17 protein-coding genes are annotated in these 16,811 nt (G+C 70.9%); 3 read left to right on the forward strand and 14 right to left on the reverse strand.

Annotated features, from left to right (window positions below):
* Positions 1-3: 3 nt before the first annotated feature.
* Complete coding sequence (locus tag FFT10_RS28035) at positions 4-2,397, forward strand: methyl-accepting chemotaxis protein (RefSeq protein WP_137733744.1); 2,394 nt, start codon at positions 4-6, stop codon at positions 2,395-2,397.
* Between the two features lie 81 nt (positions 2,398-2,478).
* On the forward strand, positions 2,479-3,837 hold the full coding sequence (locus tag FFT10_RS15485; protein ID WP_137733745.1) for a DUF2325 domain-containing protein: 1,359 nt from the start codon (positions 2,479-2,481) through the stop codon (positions 3,835-3,837).
* A gap of 19 nt (positions 3,838-3,856) precedes the next feature.
* Here FFT10_RS15485 and FFT10_RS15490 read toward each other — a convergent pair whose 3' ends face one another.
* From FFT10_RS15490 to FFT10_RS15520, 7 genes are all read right to left on the reverse strand, one after another.
* On the reverse strand, positions 3,857-4,129 hold the full coding sequence (locus FFT10_RS15490) for a hypothetical protein (protein ID WP_137733746.1): 273 nt from the start codon (positions 4,127-4,129) through the stop codon (positions 3,857-3,859).
* A 59-nt stretch (positions 4,130-4,188) separates the two neighbouring features.
* On the reverse strand, positions 4,189-4,953 hold the full coding sequence (locus FFT10_RS15495) for an SDR family NAD(P)-dependent oxidoreductase (protein WP_137733747.1): 765 nt from the start codon (positions 4,951-4,953) through the stop codon (positions 4,189-4,191).
* Positions 4,954-4,991: 38 nt separating this feature from the next.
* The gene (locus FFT10_RS15500) at positions 4,992-5,867 is read right to left on the reverse strand and encodes a crotonase/enoyl-CoA hydratase family protein (RefSeq protein WP_137733748.1); all 876 of its coding nucleotides are present in this window, start codon (positions 5,865-5,867) and stop codon (positions 4,992-4,994) included.
* A gap of 78 nt (positions 5,868-5,945) precedes the next feature.
* Complete coding sequence (locus FFT10_RS15505) at positions 5,946-6,857, reverse strand: alpha/beta fold hydrolase (RefSeq protein ID WP_137733774.1); 912 nt, start codon at positions 6,855-6,857, stop codon at positions 5,946-5,948.
* A 5-nt stretch (positions 6,858-6,862) separates the two neighbouring features.
* Complete coding sequence (locus FFT10_RS15510) at positions 6,863-7,537, reverse strand: alpha/beta hydrolase (RefSeq protein WP_137733749.1); 675 nt, start codon at positions 7,535-7,537, stop codon at positions 6,863-6,865.
* Between the two features lie 32 nt (positions 7,538-7,569).
* Positions 7,570-8,397: a CmcJ/NvfI family oxidoreductase gene (locus tag FFT10_RS15515; protein WP_137733750.1), complete on the reverse strand. Its 828-nt coding sequence runs from the start codon at positions 8,395-8,397 to the stop codon at positions 7,570-7,572.
* A 2-nt stretch (positions 8,398-8,399) separates the two neighbouring features.
* On the reverse strand, positions 8,400-9,047 hold the full coding sequence (locus FFT10_RS15520) for a glutathione S-transferase family protein (protein WP_162520812.1): 648 nt from the start codon (positions 9,045-9,047) through the stop codon (positions 8,400-8,402).
* A 144-nt stretch (positions 9,048-9,191) separates the two neighbouring features.
* Here FFT10_RS15520 and FFT10_RS15525 point away from each other — a divergent pair, with 144 nt between their 5' ends.
* Positions 9,192-10,100: a LysR family transcriptional regulator gene (locus FFT10_RS15525; RefSeq protein ID WP_137733752.1), complete on the forward strand. Its 909-nt coding sequence runs from the start codon at positions 9,192-9,194 to the stop codon at positions 10,098-10,100.
* A 3-nt stretch (positions 10,101-10,103) separates the two neighbouring features.
* On the opposite strand, the gene FFT10_RS15530 is transcribed toward FFT10_RS15525, so the two are convergent.
* From FFT10_RS15530 to FFT10_RS28935, 7 genes are all read right to left on the reverse strand, one after another.
* A complete protein-coding gene (locus FFT10_RS15530; protein ID WP_162520813.1) occupies positions 10,104-11,054 on the reverse strand; it encodes a PEP-CTERM sorting domain-containing protein in 951 nt (316 codons plus the stop codon).
* 112 nt (positions 11,055-11,166) lie between these two features.
* Positions 11,167-11,826 carry a TetR/AcrR family transcriptional regulator gene (locus FFT10_RS15535; protein WP_228027127.1) on the reverse strand — a complete coding sequence of 220 codons (660 nt, stop codon included), beginning with the start codon at positions 11,824-11,826 and terminating at the stop codon, positions 11,167-11,169.
* A 10-nt stretch (positions 11,827-11,836) separates the two neighbouring features.
* On the reverse strand, positions 11,837-12,847 hold the full coding sequence (locus FFT10_RS15540; protein ID WP_137733754.1) for an ABC transporter substrate-binding protein: 1,011 nt from the start codon (positions 12,845-12,847) through the stop codon (positions 11,837-11,839).
* A gap of 38 nt (positions 12,848-12,885) precedes the next feature.
* Positions 12,886-13,857, reverse strand: coding sequence for an ABC transporter permease (locus tag FFT10_RS15545; protein WP_137733755.1), 972 nt, complete (start codon positions 13,855-13,857; stop codon positions 12,886-12,888).
* A complete protein-coding gene (locus FFT10_RS15550; protein WP_228027128.1) occupies positions 13,854-14,732 on the reverse strand; it encodes an ABC transporter permease in 879 nt (292 codons plus the stop codon). The genes FFT10_RS15545 and FFT10_RS15550 overlap by 4 nt, the downstream gene beginning before the upstream one ends.
* 18 nt (positions 14,733-14,750) lie before the next feature.
* A complete protein-coding gene (locus FFT10_RS15555; RefSeq protein WP_137733757.1) occupies positions 14,751-15,593 on the reverse strand; it encodes an ABC transporter ATP-binding protein in 843 nt (280 codons plus the stop codon).
* A gap of 131 nt (positions 15,594-15,724) precedes the next feature.
* Entirely contained in the window at positions 15,725-16,744 is a 1,020-nt protein-coding gene (locus FFT10_RS28935; RefSeq protein WP_162520814.1) for an acetolactate synthase large subunit, read from the reverse strand.
* Positions 16,745-16,811 lie beyond the last annotated feature (67 nt).

Below are 16,811 nucleotides of genomic sequence, written 5' to 3' on the forward strand. Positions count from 1 at the left end.
ACCATGAAGATCTCCCACCGCCTGCTGGCGCTTTCCGGCTTCTCGGCCGCCGGCCTGGTCTGCGTGGCCGGCGTCAGCTACTTCGCCGTCACGTCCATCCAGACCGACCTGCGGGGCCTGACCTCGCAGGCCGCGCCGCTGCAGAGCAAGACCTACGAGCTGCAGGAGCGCACCGAGCGCGCCATGGGCCGGCTGCTCAAGCTGAGCCTGGCACGCAACACCACCGAGGCCACGCAGGCCGGCGAGGCCGCCGAGGGTGACCTGAAGGCCATCGAGCAGCTGCGGCGCGAGCTGGTGGCACTGGACCCGAAGGCCGGTGGCGAGGCGGTGGACTTCCGCGCCAGCCAGGCGGAGATCGGCAAGGCCGTGGCCCAGCGCCTGGCCGACACCGCCGCCTACCAGAAGGAGACCGAGGCCGCCCGCGTGGCCCTGGGCAAGGCCGAGGAGGCGATCAGCGCCACCCGCGCCTCGGTCAAGCAGATCGGCGTGGAGGCCGGCAAGACGGCGGATGCGGCGCAGGACGCCAGCCGCCGCCTGTCCAACACGATGAAGAGCGTGCTGTCGGCGCAGAGCCGGCTGAAGGAGGTGGCCATCGTCGTGGCCGAGGCCGACACGGTGAGCAACCGCTTCCGGCTGAACCCGCTGAAGGAGAAGATGAAGAGCGCGGTCGACGGCATCGTCCGCCTGACGCCCGAGACCGCCGGCGACGACCCGCTGAAGGAGACCCGTGCGCTGGCGGCGACGCTGATGGACAGCTTCGCCAAGGACGGCAGCGGCCTGCTGGCGCTGCGCGCCAACGTGCTGGCCAGCAAGCCCGACGCGGCCGAGGCCTATGCCAGGCAGCGCAAGGCCATCCTCGATCCGGTCGAAGCTGCCGGCAACAAGCTCAACACCGTGCTCGACAACACCGAGGTGCAGGCCGCCAAGCAGCGCCAGGCGCTGGAGGCGGCACTGCGCACCCGCAACGAGCCCGGCGGCGTGGTCGTCACCAGCGAAGAGGTCTCGCTGGACATCCGCGAGATGGTGGGCAGCCTGCGCCTGCTGATGCTGGCCGCCAACGCCAAGGAGGCCGAGACCGCGCAGGCCGACATCGTCGCCCTGAACAAGCGTCTGGGCCAGAACATGGTGGCCATGCGCGCCGGCCTGGTGAAGATGGGCAAGCCGCAGCTGGCCGGGCAGGTGGATGCCGCGATCGCCCGCATGGCCGAGGTGGGTGGCTCGGTCGACAAGGTGGCCACTGCCAAGCGCAGCCTGCTGGGCAGCGAGGCGGCCATGACCGCATCGCTGGACAAGCTCAAGGACACGGCGCAGAAGCAGGCCAGCCTGGGCGAGGCCCAGGTCAAGAGCATGGCGGCGCGCCAGACCGAGGTGACGGCTGCGGTGGATGCGCGGGTGCAGCAGTCGCTGACCGCGATCCTGGGCATCGCGGCGCTGATCATCGTGGTCTCGGCGGCGATCAGCTGGCGCACCGTGGCCACCGTCACCCGCCGGCTGGATGCCGCGGTGCGGGTGGCCGAGGCGGTGTCGCAGGGCCAGCTGGTGCGGGTGCCGGCCACCCAGGGCAATGACGAGACGGCCCGCCTGATGGGCGCGCTGGGCGCGATGGTGCAGACGCTGACCGGCATCATCGGCAACATCCAGGGCGCCGCGGCGCAGATCCACACCGGCTCCAGCGAGATCAGCCGCGGCAACGAGGACCTGAGCGGCCGCACCGAGCAGCAGGCCTCGCAGCTGCAGCAGACCGCCGCCGCGGTGGAGGAGCTGACCAGCACCGTGCGCCAGAACGCCGACTCGGCCCGCCATGCCAGCGCGCTGGCCGGCGAGGCCAGCGCCGTGGCCGCCCAGGGCGGCCAGCTGGTGGGCGACGTGGTGCACACGATGAACGACATCGAGGCCTCGTCGCGGCAGATCGGCGAGATCGTCGGCGTCATCGACGGCATCGCCTTCCAGACCAACATCCTGGCGCTGAACGCGGCGGTGGAAGCCGCCCGCGCCGGCGAGCACGGCCGCGGCTTCGCGGTGGTGGCCAGCGAGGTGCGCGCCCTGGCGCAGAAGAGCGCCGCTGCAGCCCACCAGGTCAAGGCCATCGTCGACACCAGCGTGGGCAAGATCGCCGCCGGCTCCAGCCAGGTGCAGCAGGCCGGCAACGCGGTGCAGGGCATCGTCGACCAGGTGCGCAGCGTCACCCAGATCATCGGCGAGATCGCCCAGGCCAGCGCCGAACAGGCCGACTCGGTCAGCGCGGTGGGCGCGGCGGTGCAGCAGCTGGATGCGCTGACCCAGCAGAACGCGGCGCTGGCCGAGCAGAGCACCGCCGCGGCGGTGAGCCTGCGCGACCAGGCGGCCGGCCTGAACCAGGCGGTGGCCGCCTTCCACGTGGAGCACACGGCCAGCTGACGGCCGGGACCGGTCCGCCCGCGCCACGTCTGGCGCATGCAGATCGCTTGCTAATGCGAATTGTTCGCATTAGCATGGGGCATGTGCCTTCCCCGCTCCACACCCCGCCTGACGGCGCTGACCGCGCCACACCCGCCGGCCACCGCCGGTGCTGACCCCGCCGCACCGCAGGCGGCCACCGGCTCGCGCCGGCGCCGGCTGTGGGATCTGCCCGGTGCCGCGCACTGCCCGGTGGTGGGCGTGTGCCTGCCCATCCAGGCGCTGCGCCGCCTGGTCGACCGGCTGAACGGCCCGCGCCCGCAGGCCGACGACTACGCGCTGCACTGCAGTGTGGTGGCCGATTGCCGCCAGCGCAGCGCGGTGGCCGAGGCCCTTCAGCGTGAGCTGGACCGCCGCTATGCGCTGCCGCTGCGGCATGCTGCCCAGGCCAAGACCACCGAGGCCCTGGCCGCCTGGTGGGATGCCGCCCTGCACGGGCACGACCAGGCCGCCGGCCAGAGCCTGGCCGGCGCGTTCTGGGCCACGCTGACGCACCCGCGCTGCACGCCGGCACTGGAGGATTGCGTGCTGGGCCACATGCACATGCTGCAGCACCAGGCCGGCATGGCCACCCGGATCGACATGGACCGGCTGGAAGCCCTGATCGACGAAAACGCGGTGCTGGGCCGTGCCCTGGGCGCTGCCCAGGCCCGCCACCAGCAGCTGGCGGCCGAGCACCAGCAGCGCCAGGCCGCGCACCAGGCCGAGGCCATGCAGCTGCGGGCCCGGCTGATGGCGCAGGACCTGCAGCTGGCGCAGCTGCGCGAAGCCCAGGCCGCGCTGGAGGCGGCCGTGCCCGGGCTGGCCGCGCGCAGCAAGCTGGTCGCCGAGAACGCCGCCCAGGCCGACCGCATCCAGCAGCTGGAACGCCAGTGCCTGCAGGCCCGGCACGAGGCCGAGCGCGCCCAGCGCCTGGTGGCCACGCTGGCCAGCCAGCTGCAGGCCGAGCGCAGCGGCTCTGCTGCAGCGGAGGCGGAGACCGACCAGGACAGCCCCGCCGCCGGCAGCGATGCCGACCCGCCCACCACCCCAGTGCGGCTGGACAACCAGGCGGTGCTGTGCGTGGGCGGCCGGGCCTCGGCCGTGCCGCTGTACCGCCTGATCATCGAGCGCAGCGGTGCGCGCTTCATCCACCACGACGGCGGCGAGCGCGACAGCAGCGCCCGGCTGGACGCCACCCTGGCCGCCGCCGACCTGGTGATCTGCCAGACCGGCTGCGTCAGCCACAACGCCTACTGGCGGGTGAAGGACCACTGCAAGCGCACCGGCAAGCGCTGCGTGTTCGTCGAGACACCCAGCTCCGCCGGCTTGAAGCGGGCGCTGGTGCAGCTGGCGCCGGCCTGCGGCACCGGGCCGGCCGTGGACGCGCCGCCCGCCACGCCTGCGGCCACCGACGGCTGATGCGCAGCCGCGGCCCGCGTCAGCGCGGCGCGCTGGCCGCCGGTGGCAGCACCAGCACCGGCATGCGGGCGCCCGGGCAGCCGGCGGGGCGGCTGGCCGCCTCCTGCCGGCAGGCGGCGGCCTCGCGGGCAGCCTTCTCGGCCACCAGCAACTGGTGCGGGCGCTGCAGCAGATGGGTGAGGCCCAGCACCGTCAGCAGGGTGATCACCACCAGCCACAGCCGCTGGCGGGCAGTCACCGGCCGCCACGGCGGCATCTCAGGGCGGGTGGAGGAGTCGTCGCGCTTGGCCATGGGGCGCCGATGATCCCACGGCAGCCCGGGCCGGCCCGACGACGGCCTCGGCACGACGTTCAGGGTGGCGGCACCTTGGTGCCGGCATCCACCAGCAGCACCTCACCGGTGGTCTTGCGGGCATCCACGCCCAGGTACCAGGCGGTGGTGGCGATGTCTTCGGGCAGGATGATGTCGGCCAGCGCCGAGCGGACCTTGTAGGCCTCGACGCCGGCGGCGTACTTCTCGGCGCCCATGCCGTTCTGCAGCCAGGGTGTCTCCACCAGGCCAGGGGCGATGGCATTGACCCGCACCTCGGGGCCCAGGGCCCGGGCCAGCGACATGGTCAGCGTGTTCAGCGCGCCCTTGCTGGCGGCATAGGCCAGGCAGGAGCCCAGGCCGGTGGCCGCGGCGATGGACGAGATGTTGACCACGCCCGACCCGGGGTGCTTCTTCAGCAGCGGCGTGAAGGCCCGCACCATCTGGAAGGCGCCGACCACATTGACGCCGTAGATGCGCTGAAAGTCGGCAGCGTCCAGGCCGTCGAAATTGCGCACATGCACGAACTTGGTGGTGCCGGCGTTGTTGACCAGCACATCGCAACGGCCCCACTTCGCATCCACCGCGGCGGCCAGGGCGCGGCAGTCGGCGTCCTCGGCCACGTTGGCCTTGACCACCAGGACCTCGGCACCCAACGCCCTGCATTCCGCAGCCACCGCCTCGGCCGGCGCAGCCTCACGCGAGTAGTTGACCACCACGTTCCAGCCCCGGCTGGCAAACAGCCGGGCCGTGGCCGCGCCGATGCCCGAGGACGAGCCCGTGACCACACACACCTGACGTTCCATGCTTGTCTCCTGCGGTTGTTGTCGTTGCGGCGGCGGGCTCACCACCAGGGGTAGAAGTCGCCCAGGCCGTCGGAGGCGCGGCCGGTGAAGGCCGGCGCGCGCTTGTCGTTGAAGGCGGCCACACCTTCCTTGCCGTCGTTGCGGCTGGTGTGCAGCATGGCCAGCGACTCGATGGCGTGGGCATCACGCGGGTGCGGCAGCGCGGCATTGCGCAGCAGCATCTGGCGCATCAGCGCCACCGACACCGGGCTGCGGCCGTCGATGTACTTGTGCGCCAGCGCATGGGCCTCGGCCAGCAGCTGGTCCGCCGGCACCACCGCCTTCACCAGCCGGCCGGCCAGGGCCTGCTCCGGCGTCAGGATGTCGGCGCTGTAGATCCAGTCCAGCGCCTGCTGCTGGCCGACGATGCGCGGCAGGAACCAGGTGCTGCAGGCCTCGGGCACGATGCCGATGCGGCCGAAGACGAAGCCGATGCGGGCCTTGTCGCTGGCCAGGCGCACGTCCATCGGCAGCGTCATCGTGGCGCCGATGCCCACGGCCGCACCGTTGATCGCGGCGATCACCGGCTTCTTGCAGTCGTACACCGCCAGCGAGACCCGCCCGCCGGTGTCGCGCACGCCCTGCACGATGGCGGGGTCGTCCCACAGGGTGTTCAGTTGCTCCAGGCTGGGGTTCAGGCCTTCGTCCAGGCCGAACACATTGCCGCCCACCGACAGGTCCATGCCGGCGCAGAAGGCGCGGCCGGCGCCGGTGACCACCACCGCGGCCACCGCATCGTCGGCGCTGGCGCGGTGGTAGGCGTCGATCAGCTCCTCGGCCATCGTGGTGGTGAAGGCGTTGAGCTGGTCGGGCCGGTTCAGCGTCAGCGTCAGCACGCGGTCGTCGATCTGCCAGGAGAGAGTGCTGTAGCCCATGGAATGCCTGCGGTGTGGATCAGGCGATGAGCATAGGCGGCGGCGGCGGCCCGCCACCGTCACACCGGTGACCTGTGGTCAGACCACCTCGCCACGCACCAGCCGCAGCACCGCATCGGCAAACAGCGCCGGCACCTCCTGCGGCATGTTGTGGCCCACGCCGGGCACCACGGCATGCACCCGCGGACCGCTGAAGCGGTGGGCATGCTGCGATGCGGGCGCCGGCGGGCGCACGCCGTCGTCGGCGCCATCGAAGGTGAGCGTGGGCACGGTGATGGCCGGCTGCAGCGCCAGCCGCGCCTCGATGCCGGCCAGCGCCGGGTCACCCGGCACCAGGCCGAAGCGGTGGCGGTAGCTGTGGATCACCACGTCGACGAAGTCGGGGTTGTCGAAGGCGGCGGCGCTGCGGTCGAACGCGGCATCGTCAAAGGCCCAGGTGGGCGACCAGGTACGCCACAGCAGCCGGCACAGCGCGCGCCGGTCCTGCGCCAGGCCGGCGCGGCCACGTTCGCTGTGGAAGTAGTACTGGTACCAGAGGCTGCGCTCGTTCTCCGGCGTGTCCGGCACCATGGCCTTGGCGATGGCCTGGATGTTGTAGCTGTTGAAGCTGAGCAGGCCGCGGCAGCGCTCGGGCCACAGCGCGGCCACCACGCAGGCGCCGCGGCCGCCCCAGTCGTAACCGGCCAGAACAGCCCGTGGGATGGCCAGCGCATCCAGCAGCGCCAGCAGATCGGCGCCCAGCGCCGCCTGCTCGCCCGAGCGGGGCGTGTCGGCGTGCAGGAAGCGCGTAGGTCCGAAGCCGCGCAGGCAGGGCACCACCACCCGGCAGCCGGCGGCCACCAGCCGCGGCAGCACCTCGGCGTAGGCATGGATGTCGTACGGGAAGCCGTGCATCAGCACCACCGGCGGGCCATCGCGCGGGCCGGCGTCGACATGGGCGATGTCCAGCACACCGGCGCGGATGTGCTGCAGCGGCGGCATGGCCGTCATGCGGGTCATGGGGCCGAGGGCGCCAGCACCTGCAGCAGCCAACGGTTCAGGTCGGTGATCTCCTCGGCGCAGACCGAATGCGCCATCGGGTAGTCGTGCCACTGCACCGGCTGGCCCAGGGCCAGCAGGGCATCGCGGGTGGCGGTGCCGCGGGCCAGCGCCACCATCGGGTCGACGCGGCCATGGGCCAGGAACACCGGCGTGTCGCGGTTGGCGGCACTGTGCTCGGCCGCAGTGCTGGCCGCCAGCGGCAGGTAGCCCGACAGGCCCGCGATCCCGGCCAGGCGCTGCGGCGCGCGCAGGCCGGTGAGCAGGGCCATGGCGCAGCCTTGCGAGAAGCCCATCAGCACGGTGCGCGCGGGCGGGATGCCGCGGGCGGCTTCGCGGTCCAGCAGCGCCTGCACGGCGGCGGCCGAGGCCCGCAGGCCGGGTTCGTCCTCACCAAACTTGCCGCCCGGGCCCAGGATGTCGTACCAGGCACGCATGGCCATGCCACCGTTGAGCGTGACCGGCCGCACCGGCGCATGCGGAAACACGAAGCGCACCGGGCCCACGGCCCGCAGGTCCAGCTCCTGCGCGATGGGCACGAAGTCGTCGCCGCTGGCGCCCAGGCCGTGCAGCACCACGATGCTGGCCACCGGCGCGTCACCGGTCTGCAGTTCAAGCGTGTCGAGTGTCATGCGGGCCAGCATAGCGCCTGGCCCGGTGCTGGCTAAAAAAACGCCATGGTCCGCACCTCGATGCTCTCGCGCCGGGGCGCGCCGGGCGGCGTGGTGGGGTCCTCGAAGGCGCTGTGGCCCATGAAGCGGCAACGGCCGTCGGTGCTGCTGTCGTAGGTCTTGAGCAGCAGCGCGTGGTGGGCCTCCATCTTCGGAAAGTAGACCCAGCGGTGCTGCGGCGCATGGCGCATCACGTAGATCTCGCCAGTGCGCTCGCGGTACTTCAGGTCCATGCGCAGCAGGTCGGCCGGGTCGTGGGTGGTGGCATCGCACATGGCCAGCGGCAGTTCCTCCACCCGCTGGTACAGCGGCTTCCAGACGTTGTAGAACGCCACCCGGCCCATCAGCAGCGGCTCGGCCTCGCGGCCGAGGATGTCGCGCACCCGCTGCGGGCCGCTGGCCACGGTGTAGTCGCTGTGAACCAGCAGCACGGCCGGGCGCTGCACCTCGGTCTGCACCTTCAGGTCGGCCGGCAGGCGCTTGCGGATGGTGTGGTCGAACACCACCACCCGCTTCGCGCCGGTGTGGCGCTGCACATGGTCGATCACCTGCGGATAGAACTGCGCATGGACCGACGCCTCGTCGTCGAACTGGTCGAAGCGGCCGATGAAGTCATGCAGTTCAAAACCCTCGCGGTCCAGGGAGAACTTCTCCACCTGCGGCCAGCCGTCGTGGATGGCGACCTCGCGCGCATCGGTGCCCGGCGGGTTCAGCTGGATGCCCGGGTCAGGCTCGTAGAAGTAGTAGTCGGGCGGGATGCCGTTGTCCACGCTGTAGTTCAGCGTGGCACGCACGGCCGGGCCCAGGGTGGACAGCGGCATGGTCATTGCGCGGGGGGTGTGAGGGTGAAGCCGGTGCCGACGTGGGTCTTCTTCCAGCAGGGCATCTGCTCGATCTGCTCGGTCATCCAGCGCTTGAGGTTGGGGTGGTCGGCCAGGGGCAGCTTCTGCCAGCCATGCAGGTGGATGGGCGCGGCCAGCGCGATGTCGGCGATGGTGGGCGCATCACCGCAGACCCAGGCGCTCTGCGCCAGGCGGGCGTCGAGGATGCCGGCGAGCTTGTGGAACTGCACGGCCTGCGCATCCAGCACCGCCGCATCGGCCTCGCCGCCGAGCAGCGGCTTCACGCAGTTCTCGACCAGGAAGACATAGGTGCTGGGGAACCAGCTCGACGACTCCCACAGCAGCCAGCGGTTGATGTCAGCGCGGCGGCGCAGGTCACGCGGGTAGGCGGCGTCGCGGCCCAGCTTGTCGGCGGCGTACTGCAGGATGGCGTTCGACTCCCACAGCACGAAATCACCGTCGCGCAGCGCCGGCACGCTGGCATTCGGGTTGATCGCGACATAGGCCGGCTCCTTCTGCTCGCCCTTGAAGTAGTCGACATGCACGCGCTCGAACGGCGCGTCCAGGAAGTCGAGGCCTGCCAGCACCTTGCGGCAGTTGACGGTGATCGGGTCGGCGTACACCTGCATGCTTGTCTCCAGTGGATGGGGTTGGACCAGTGCGGTGGCGCTGCTCTGCTGGCTGCGCTCGCTGCACCTGCCGGCCAGTCTAGGCATTGACCTGGCGCAAGACATCCGCTGCAATGCAAACCGATTGTTCTCGGTCTGGCGACAATGACCCTCTCCACCGACATGCTGGCCGCCTTTGTGCAGGTGGCCGAACACCTGAGCGTGAGCGCGGCCGCGCAGGCCCTGGGCGTGAGCAAGAGCGTGGTCAGCAAGCGGGTGGCGCAGCTGGAGCAGGCGGTGCGGGCCACGCTGTTCGCCCGCAGCACCCGGCGGGTGGCGCTGACGCCGGCCGGCGAGGCGTACCTCGACTTCGCCCGCAATGCACTGCGCGCCGTCGCCGATGCCGATGAGCGCTTGCGTGACCTGCGGCAGGAGTTGTCCGGCCAGATCCGGCTGACGGCGCCGATCTCCTGGGGCCAGCATGTGCTGGCGCCGCTGCTGCCGGCCTTCCTGGCGCAGCACCCGGCCATCGAGATCGAGCTGCTGCTGGCCGACCGGCTGATGGACATTGCCTACGAGCGCATCGACCTGGCCCTGCGCATGAGCGCCACCGGCCTGCCCGACCTGGTGGCCACGCCGGTGGCGCGGCTGGATTGGGTGGTGTGCGCCGCGCCGGCCCACCTGGCGCGCGCCGGCACGCCCGCCACGCCGGCCGACCTGCCGGCCCACCCCTGCATGAGCTATTGGCGCGAACGATCGGACAACGCCTGGGTGCTGCGCCATGCCACCACCGGCGACCAGCAGACGGTGTGGGTGCAGGGCCGCTACCACGCCAACAACCCCGAGGCGGTGGCCCAGGCCGCGGTGGCCGGCCTGGGTGTGGCGCTGCTGCCGCTCTACGTCTGCGCCGACGACCTGGCCGCCGGCCGGCTGCAGCGGCTGTTGCCGGACTGGACACCGGTGACCAAGTTCGGCGACCAGATCACCGCAGTGGCCGCGCCCGACCGCATGCGCCTGCTGCGCAACCGGGCGTTGCTGGATCATCTGCGCCAAAGGCTGGCGCCGGGAGTCTGAGGCTCAGGTGGCGCGGCGGCGGCGGCGCGCTGCGCCCACCACCACGCCCAGCCCGGCCAGCATCAGGCCCCAGGTGGAGGCCTCGGGGACCGGCACCATCGGAATGGCGCTCTGCGCCAGGCTGAAGCGGCCGGCATAGGCGGGGTCGATGGTGATGACAGGGTCGACAAACGCGCTGAACTTCCAGCGTGCGCTGGCCGTGGGGACGATGCTGTGCAGCTGTGCACTCAGCGTCTCGCTGTAGATGTAGTTGCCGAACGAGCCACTCGCGCCCATGTAGATGAGGTTGGTTTCATTCGGCCGGACCATCAGGCTGAAGGTCTGACTGAAGCTGGCCTGACCGAATTCGGCGTCGCTGCCACCTGGCCGCGACTGGCCGGCATCGACAAACCGGGCCAGCAGGATGCCGGCCGGCTGCGGGATGCTTCCGATCCCGGTCTGAACACCATACTGCCGCCGATCCGACGTGCCATCGGCCAAGGCGGTCGTGAAACTGGTGGTGGCCAGCAGGTTGAAGCCGTTCATGTTGGCGTCGACCCGGACATCAGGGCGCAATGCATCCGCCGAGACGGCGCCTCGTACATGGCCCAGCGTGGTGATGGTGACGGGAACAGCTTCGCCGGGCGCGCCCGTCCCGACGATGGACCAGCGGTAGTACAGGCTGGCCGACACCTGCGACGACGCCTGCCCATCCGCACCACCTGCGATGGCCACGAAGGGCACGTCCAGCGCATCGGCACCGATCCAGGTGGACCCGGACGCGCCGTTGCCTCTGAAGTCCGCGGCCAGGGCGCTGGCACCGAAGTCCCTGGCATTGAGCGCCTCAAAACTGCCGGCACGTTCCAACCGGATGGAACTCTGCGGCTGCGCGACCGGAACCGCGGCCGTCGCGGCGCCCCAGGTCAGGCACAGGGTGGCGAGCGTCGTGCGGATCGAGGGTTGGAGGCGCGTCATCGGAGGGCAATTGATCGAGCTGGCATGCCGGCCACATGCCTGCACTGGTGGCGCACAGCGTGCCCAGCCGTCGGCGCATGGACCATCGGCCATTTGGCCGATCCCTCCCGGGTCAGGGGGGAGGCGCCAGGCCACACCCCCGCAAGACCAACCCCACCACATGCGCGGTGGCGCGGGCCAGGTCATCCGGGCCCAGTTGGTCGCAGCCCAACACGGCACAGACCTGTGCGCCGAAGTCGGCATAGGTCTGGGTGGCGGCCCAGATGGTGAAGAACAGATGGACAGCGTCCACCGGCGCCATGCGGCCGGCGGCCACCCAGCCGTCGATCACCAGCGCCTTCTGCTGCACCATGGCGCGCAGCTCGCCACGCATCAACTCGCCAACCACCGCCGCGCCATGCAGCAGTTCGTTGGCGAACACCCGGCTGGCGTCGGGCCGCTGGGCGCTCATCGCCATCTTGGCGCGGATGTAGCCGCCCAGCGCCTCGGCCGGATCGGCTTCAGGCACCAGGGCGTCCAGCGGCACCAGCCAGTCGCGCAGGGTGCGCGCCAGCACCGCCTTGTACAAATCGGCCTTGCTGCCGAAGTAGTAGTGCAGGTTGGCCTTGGGCAGGCCGGCCTCGTCGGCAATGGCCGCCATGGTGGCGCCGACGAAGCCGGCGCGGGCGAACACCTTCTCGCCCGCGCCGAGGATGCGCGCCTCGTTGGCCTGGCGGATCAGGCCCTTGTTGGGGGCTTCCTCCTCGGCCGACTGTCCAGCCACATCCAGCACGGCAACAAGCTCACTTCTTCGAGGCTTCGAAGACTGCGTGGCTGTAGGCGGCCTTGCCCGGGTCCTTCTTGATCACCGGCGACGAGCCACCTGCCAGCAGCACCTTCACCGTGCGCTCGTAGGCGGCCGGCTCCAGGTAGCCCATCTTGGCGGTGCCGGCGTTGCTGATCAGCGTGGCCACGTTCTTCATCTGGCGCTCCTGCACCTTCAGCGTGGCGCTGCCCGACGGATCGGCCGCCACCACGATCTTGGCGGCTTCGGCGGGGTTCTTCACCGCATCGTTCCAGCCCTGCAGCGTGGCCTTGACGAACTTGCCCATGCGGGCCACGAAGGCCGGGTCCTTCAGCTTGCCTTCCAGCACGTACAGGCCGTCTTCCAGCGAGGCCACGCCTTCCTTCTCGTAGAAGAAGGTGACCAGGTCGCTCTCCTTCACGCCGGCGTCCACCACCTGCCAGTACTCGTTGTAGATCATGGTGCTGATGCAGGCGGCCTGGTTCTGCAGCAGCGGGTCGACATTGAAGCCCTGCTTGAGCACCTTCACATCGGTGTCGGGCTTGTAGCCCAGCTTGGCCATCCAGTTGAGGAACGGGTACTCGTTGCCGCCGAACCAGACGCCCAGGGTCTTGCCCTTGAAGTCCTTGGGCGTGGCCACGCCGCTGGCCTTCTTGCAGGTCAGCATCAGGCCCGACTTGTCGAAGATCTGGGCGATGTTGACCAGCGGCACGCCGGCCTCGCGGGCGGCCAGCGCGTCAGGCATCCAGTTGACGATGGCGTCGGCCTGGTTGCCGGCCAGCACCTGCACCGGGCTCACATCCGGGCCGCCCGGCTTGATGGTGACGTCCAGGCCGGCAGCCTTGTAGTAGCCCTTGGCGGCGGCCACGTAGTAGCCGGCGAACTGGGCTTGCGGCACCCACTTCATCTGCACCACCACCTTCTCGGCCTGCGCCATGGCCTGGTTGGCCAGTGCCGAGACGGCCACCGCCGCGGCCAGCACCACACCCTTGATCGTGAAAGCCTGCATCGCTCGCTCCTGTGTTGCGTTGGGTTGAAAAGACAAACTCACTTCGAACGGACCGAGGGGTGCCAGAAGGCCACCCGCCGCTCCAGTTGTACCAGCAGCGCATAGGCCACCGATCCGGTGACCGCCGCCACCACGATGGCGCTCCAGACCAGCCCCATGTTCATGCGCGCGGCCTCGGTGCTGATGCGAAAGCCCAGCCCCACCGTCGGCGAGCCGAAGAACTCGGCCACGATGGCACCGATCAGCGCCAGCGTGGCGTTCACCTTCAGCGCGCTGAACAGGAAAGGCATGGCCATCGGCAGCCGCAGATCCAGCAAGGTGCGGGCGTAGCCGGCGGCATAGGTCTTCATCAGTTCCAGCTCCAGCTTCGCCGGGGCCTGCAGGCCGGCCAGCGTGGCCACCAGCATCGGGAAGAAGGTCATCAGCACCACCACCGCCGCCTTGCTGGGCCATTCGAAGCCGAACCACATCACCATGATCGGCGCCACCGCCACCAGCGGCACGGTGCTGGTCAGGCTGGCCAGCGGCAGCAGGCCGCGTTGCAGGAAGGGCGCACGGTCGATGGCCACGCCCACCGCAAAGCCCAGGCCCGAGCCCAGCGCCCAGCCCACCACCACCGCCTTGCCCACGGTCTGCACCCAGTCGCCGGCCAGGGTGTCCCAGCGGTCGACCAGCATCTGGCCGATCCATGCCGGCGACGGCAGCAGCACCCGCGGCACATCGAACAGCGTGACGCCCACCTGCCAGAAGTACAGCAGCCACAGGCCGAACAGCGCGGCGGTGGCGGTGCCGTACCAGGCCTGGCCATCGAGCGCCGCCAGCCGCCGCACGCTGAGGCCGGCCATGAACAGCACCGCCAGCAACGGCGCCACCAGCGGCCCCGGCTTGAAATCCGGCTGCTGCTGCGCCTGGCCCACCAGCCACCAGAAGGCCGCTGCCAACGACAGGCTGGCGATCAGCGCGAAGACAGCCTTGGCCACCGGCGTGGACGCATCGCGGGCGAAGGTCATGCCGCCCTCCCCCGCCGCAGCACCAGCCGCTCCAGCGCCGCCACCGCCAGCGTCAGCGCCAGCCCCAGCAGCGCCGACAGCACCAGCGCCGACCAGATGCCCACGGTGTTGCCGTAGTAGCTGCCGGTGAGCAGGCGCGCACCCAGACCGGCCTGGGCGCCGGTGGGCAGCTCGGCCACCATCGCGCCCACCAGGCCGGCGGCGATCGCCACCCGCAGGCTGGGGAACAGGTAGGGCAGCGCCGACGGCATGCGCAGCAGCCAGAAGGCCTGCAGCTTGCTGGCGGCATAGGTGTGCAGCAGCTCGGTCTCGATCTTCTGCGGCGCGCGCAGGCCCTGCACCATGGCCACCGTCACCGGAAAGAAGCACAGGTACATCGCGATCGTGGCCTTGGGCGCCACGCCACTGAAGCCCAGGCTGCCCAGGATCACCAGCACGATGGGCGCGATGGCCAGCACCGGCACCGTCTGGCTGGCGACGATCCAGGGCAGCAGCGCCCGGTCCAGCGTGCGGCTGTGCACGATGGCCGCAGCCAGCACCACGCCCAGCAGCGTGCCCAGCACGAAGCCCACCAGCGTGCTCTGCGCCGTGACGGCCGCGTGGTACAGCAGGTTGCGGGGCGAATCCAGCGGCCAGTCGACCAGGCTGCTGTAGAGATCGGCCGCCACCTGGTGCGGCGCGGGCAGCACCGGGCGCTCCATGTTCAACGTGACGCTGACCAGGTCCGACACGGTCCAGTCGCCGTTGGGGTGGCTGTTGGGCAGCACCCGCTCGATGGCGCCGGCCTTGTTCAGACCGACGGCACCGGCATACCAGAGCGCCAACACGGCCAGCAGCACCGTGGCCACCGGCAGCCAGCGTTGGGTGAATGTCAAGCGTGCCGCCATCGCCGGTCAGTGCCCGCCGTGGCCCGCACCGTGACCGTCCGCCAGGCCCTCGCGCACTTCATGCGCCAGGGCCATGAATTCCGGCGTGTCGCGCAGGTCCAGCGTGCGCGCATCGGGCAGGGTGCTGTCGATGATCTTCAGGATGCGCCCGGGCCGCGGGCTCATCACGACGATGCGGGTGCTCAGGTACACCGCCTCGGCGATCGAATGGGTGACGAAGACGACCGTGCGCCGCTCGCGCTGCCACAGCTGCTGCAGCTGGTCGTTCAGGCCGTCGCGGGTGATCTCGTCGAGCGCGCCGAAGGGCTCGTCCATCATCAGGATCTTCGGCTCGAAGCCCAGCGCCCGGGCGATCGACACCCGCTGCTGCATGCCGCCCGACAGCTGCCAGGGGTACTTCTTCTCGAAGCCGGTCAGGCCCACCCGACCCAGCTGCTCGCGGGCGATGGCCTCGGCCGCGGCCTTGTCGCGCCCCTGGATCTGCAGCGGCAGCATCACATTGGCCAGCACCGTGCGCCAGGGGAACAGCGCCGGCGCCTGGAACACATAGCCGTAGGCGCGGGCCAGCCGTGCATCGTGCGGCGTCAGGCCGTTGACCAGCACCGTGCCGCTGGTGATCGGCTCCAGGTCGGCGATCACCCGCAGCAGCGTGGTCTTGCCGCAGCCGGACGGGCCGATCAGCGAGACGAACTCGCCCTGGGCGATGGTGAGGTCGATGTCCGACAGCGCGTGCACAGGTGCATCGGCCGACGGATAGACAACGCTGGCGCGGCGCACGTCCACGGCGGCCTGGGTGGCCGCTGGTGCGGGGGTGGCCGGCGGGGCGGCGGGCCGATCAGGTGCATGCATGGGCGAGAGCGGTGCGGCGGACTGAAAACTTAACCAAATGGTCAGCTTATTGTCACCGCGCTAGCCAGATCCGTGCCACCGCCGGCCACGGAATCAGCCCTGGGATCAACCCCGAGCCGGATCGAGAGGGACTACAGCAGCGCCTCGATCACCATGGGCCCGCGGCTGGCGAAGCCGTCGCGCAGGGCCTTGGCCAGCGCATCGGTGGTGTCGACCTGCACGCCGGGCACGCCGTGGCCGCGGGCCAGGGCCACCCAGTCCAGCGCCGGGTTGCCCAGCGACAGCATGGCCTCGGCCTTCTGGCCGCTGATCTGCGCGCCCACGCCCTGCAGCTCGCCCTGCAGGATGCGGTAAGCCCGGTTGGCGAACACCAGCACCACCACCGGCAAGGACTCGCGGGCCATGGTCCACAGCGCCTGCACGGTGTACATGGCGCTGCCGTCGCCTTCCAGCACCAGCACCGGCCGGCCGGGCGCGCCCAGCGCCGCGCCCACGCCGCCGGGCAGGCCGAAGCCGATGGCGCCGCCCATGGTCTGCAGCCAGTCGTGCGGCGCGGCATCCACCATCACCGCGCCGAAGCCACGGCCGTTGCTCACCGCCTCGTCCACCACCACCGCCTGCTCGGGCAGCACCGCGGCCACCACCGCGGCCGCGCTCTCCGCCGTCAGCGGGCCACTGGGCCAGGCCGTGGCCGCCGCCCGCTGCGGCGCGGCCACCGGCGGTGCGCCCAGTTCGGCCGCCAGCGCCGCCAGCGCGGCAGGCACATCGTGCTGCGGCGCGGCCAGTTCCAGCAGCATCGCGCCGGCCGGCTTGAGCTGCGACGGCTTGCCGGGATAGGCGAAGAAGCCGATCGGCTCGGTGCTGCCGGCCAGCACCAGGGCCTCGGCGCCGGCCAGCTTGGCCACGGTGGCGTCCACCGCATACGGCAGGCGCTGGATGCCGGGCGTGCCGCGGCCGCCGGGCATGCGGGCGTTGTAGAACTCGGCCAGCACCCGGCAGCCGGTGTGGGCGGCAATCGCCGCGGCATGCTGCTGCGCCGCCAGGCTGCGGCTGCCGCCGGTGCCCAGCAGCAGAACCGCCTTGGGGCCCAGCTGGCGCAGCAGGCGGGCGGCCGCCGGCACGGCGCCCAGGTGTAGATCGGAAGAGCACACGTCTGAACTCCAGTCACAGTCAACAATCTCGTATGCCGTCTTCTGCTTGAAAAAAAAAAAAAAAAAA

It is taken from the genome of Pseudaquabacterium pictum, assembly GCF_005403045.1.
GTDB lineage: Bacteria > Pseudomonadota > Gammaproteobacteria > Burkholderiales > Burkholderiaceae_C > Pseudaquabacterium > Pseudaquabacterium pictum.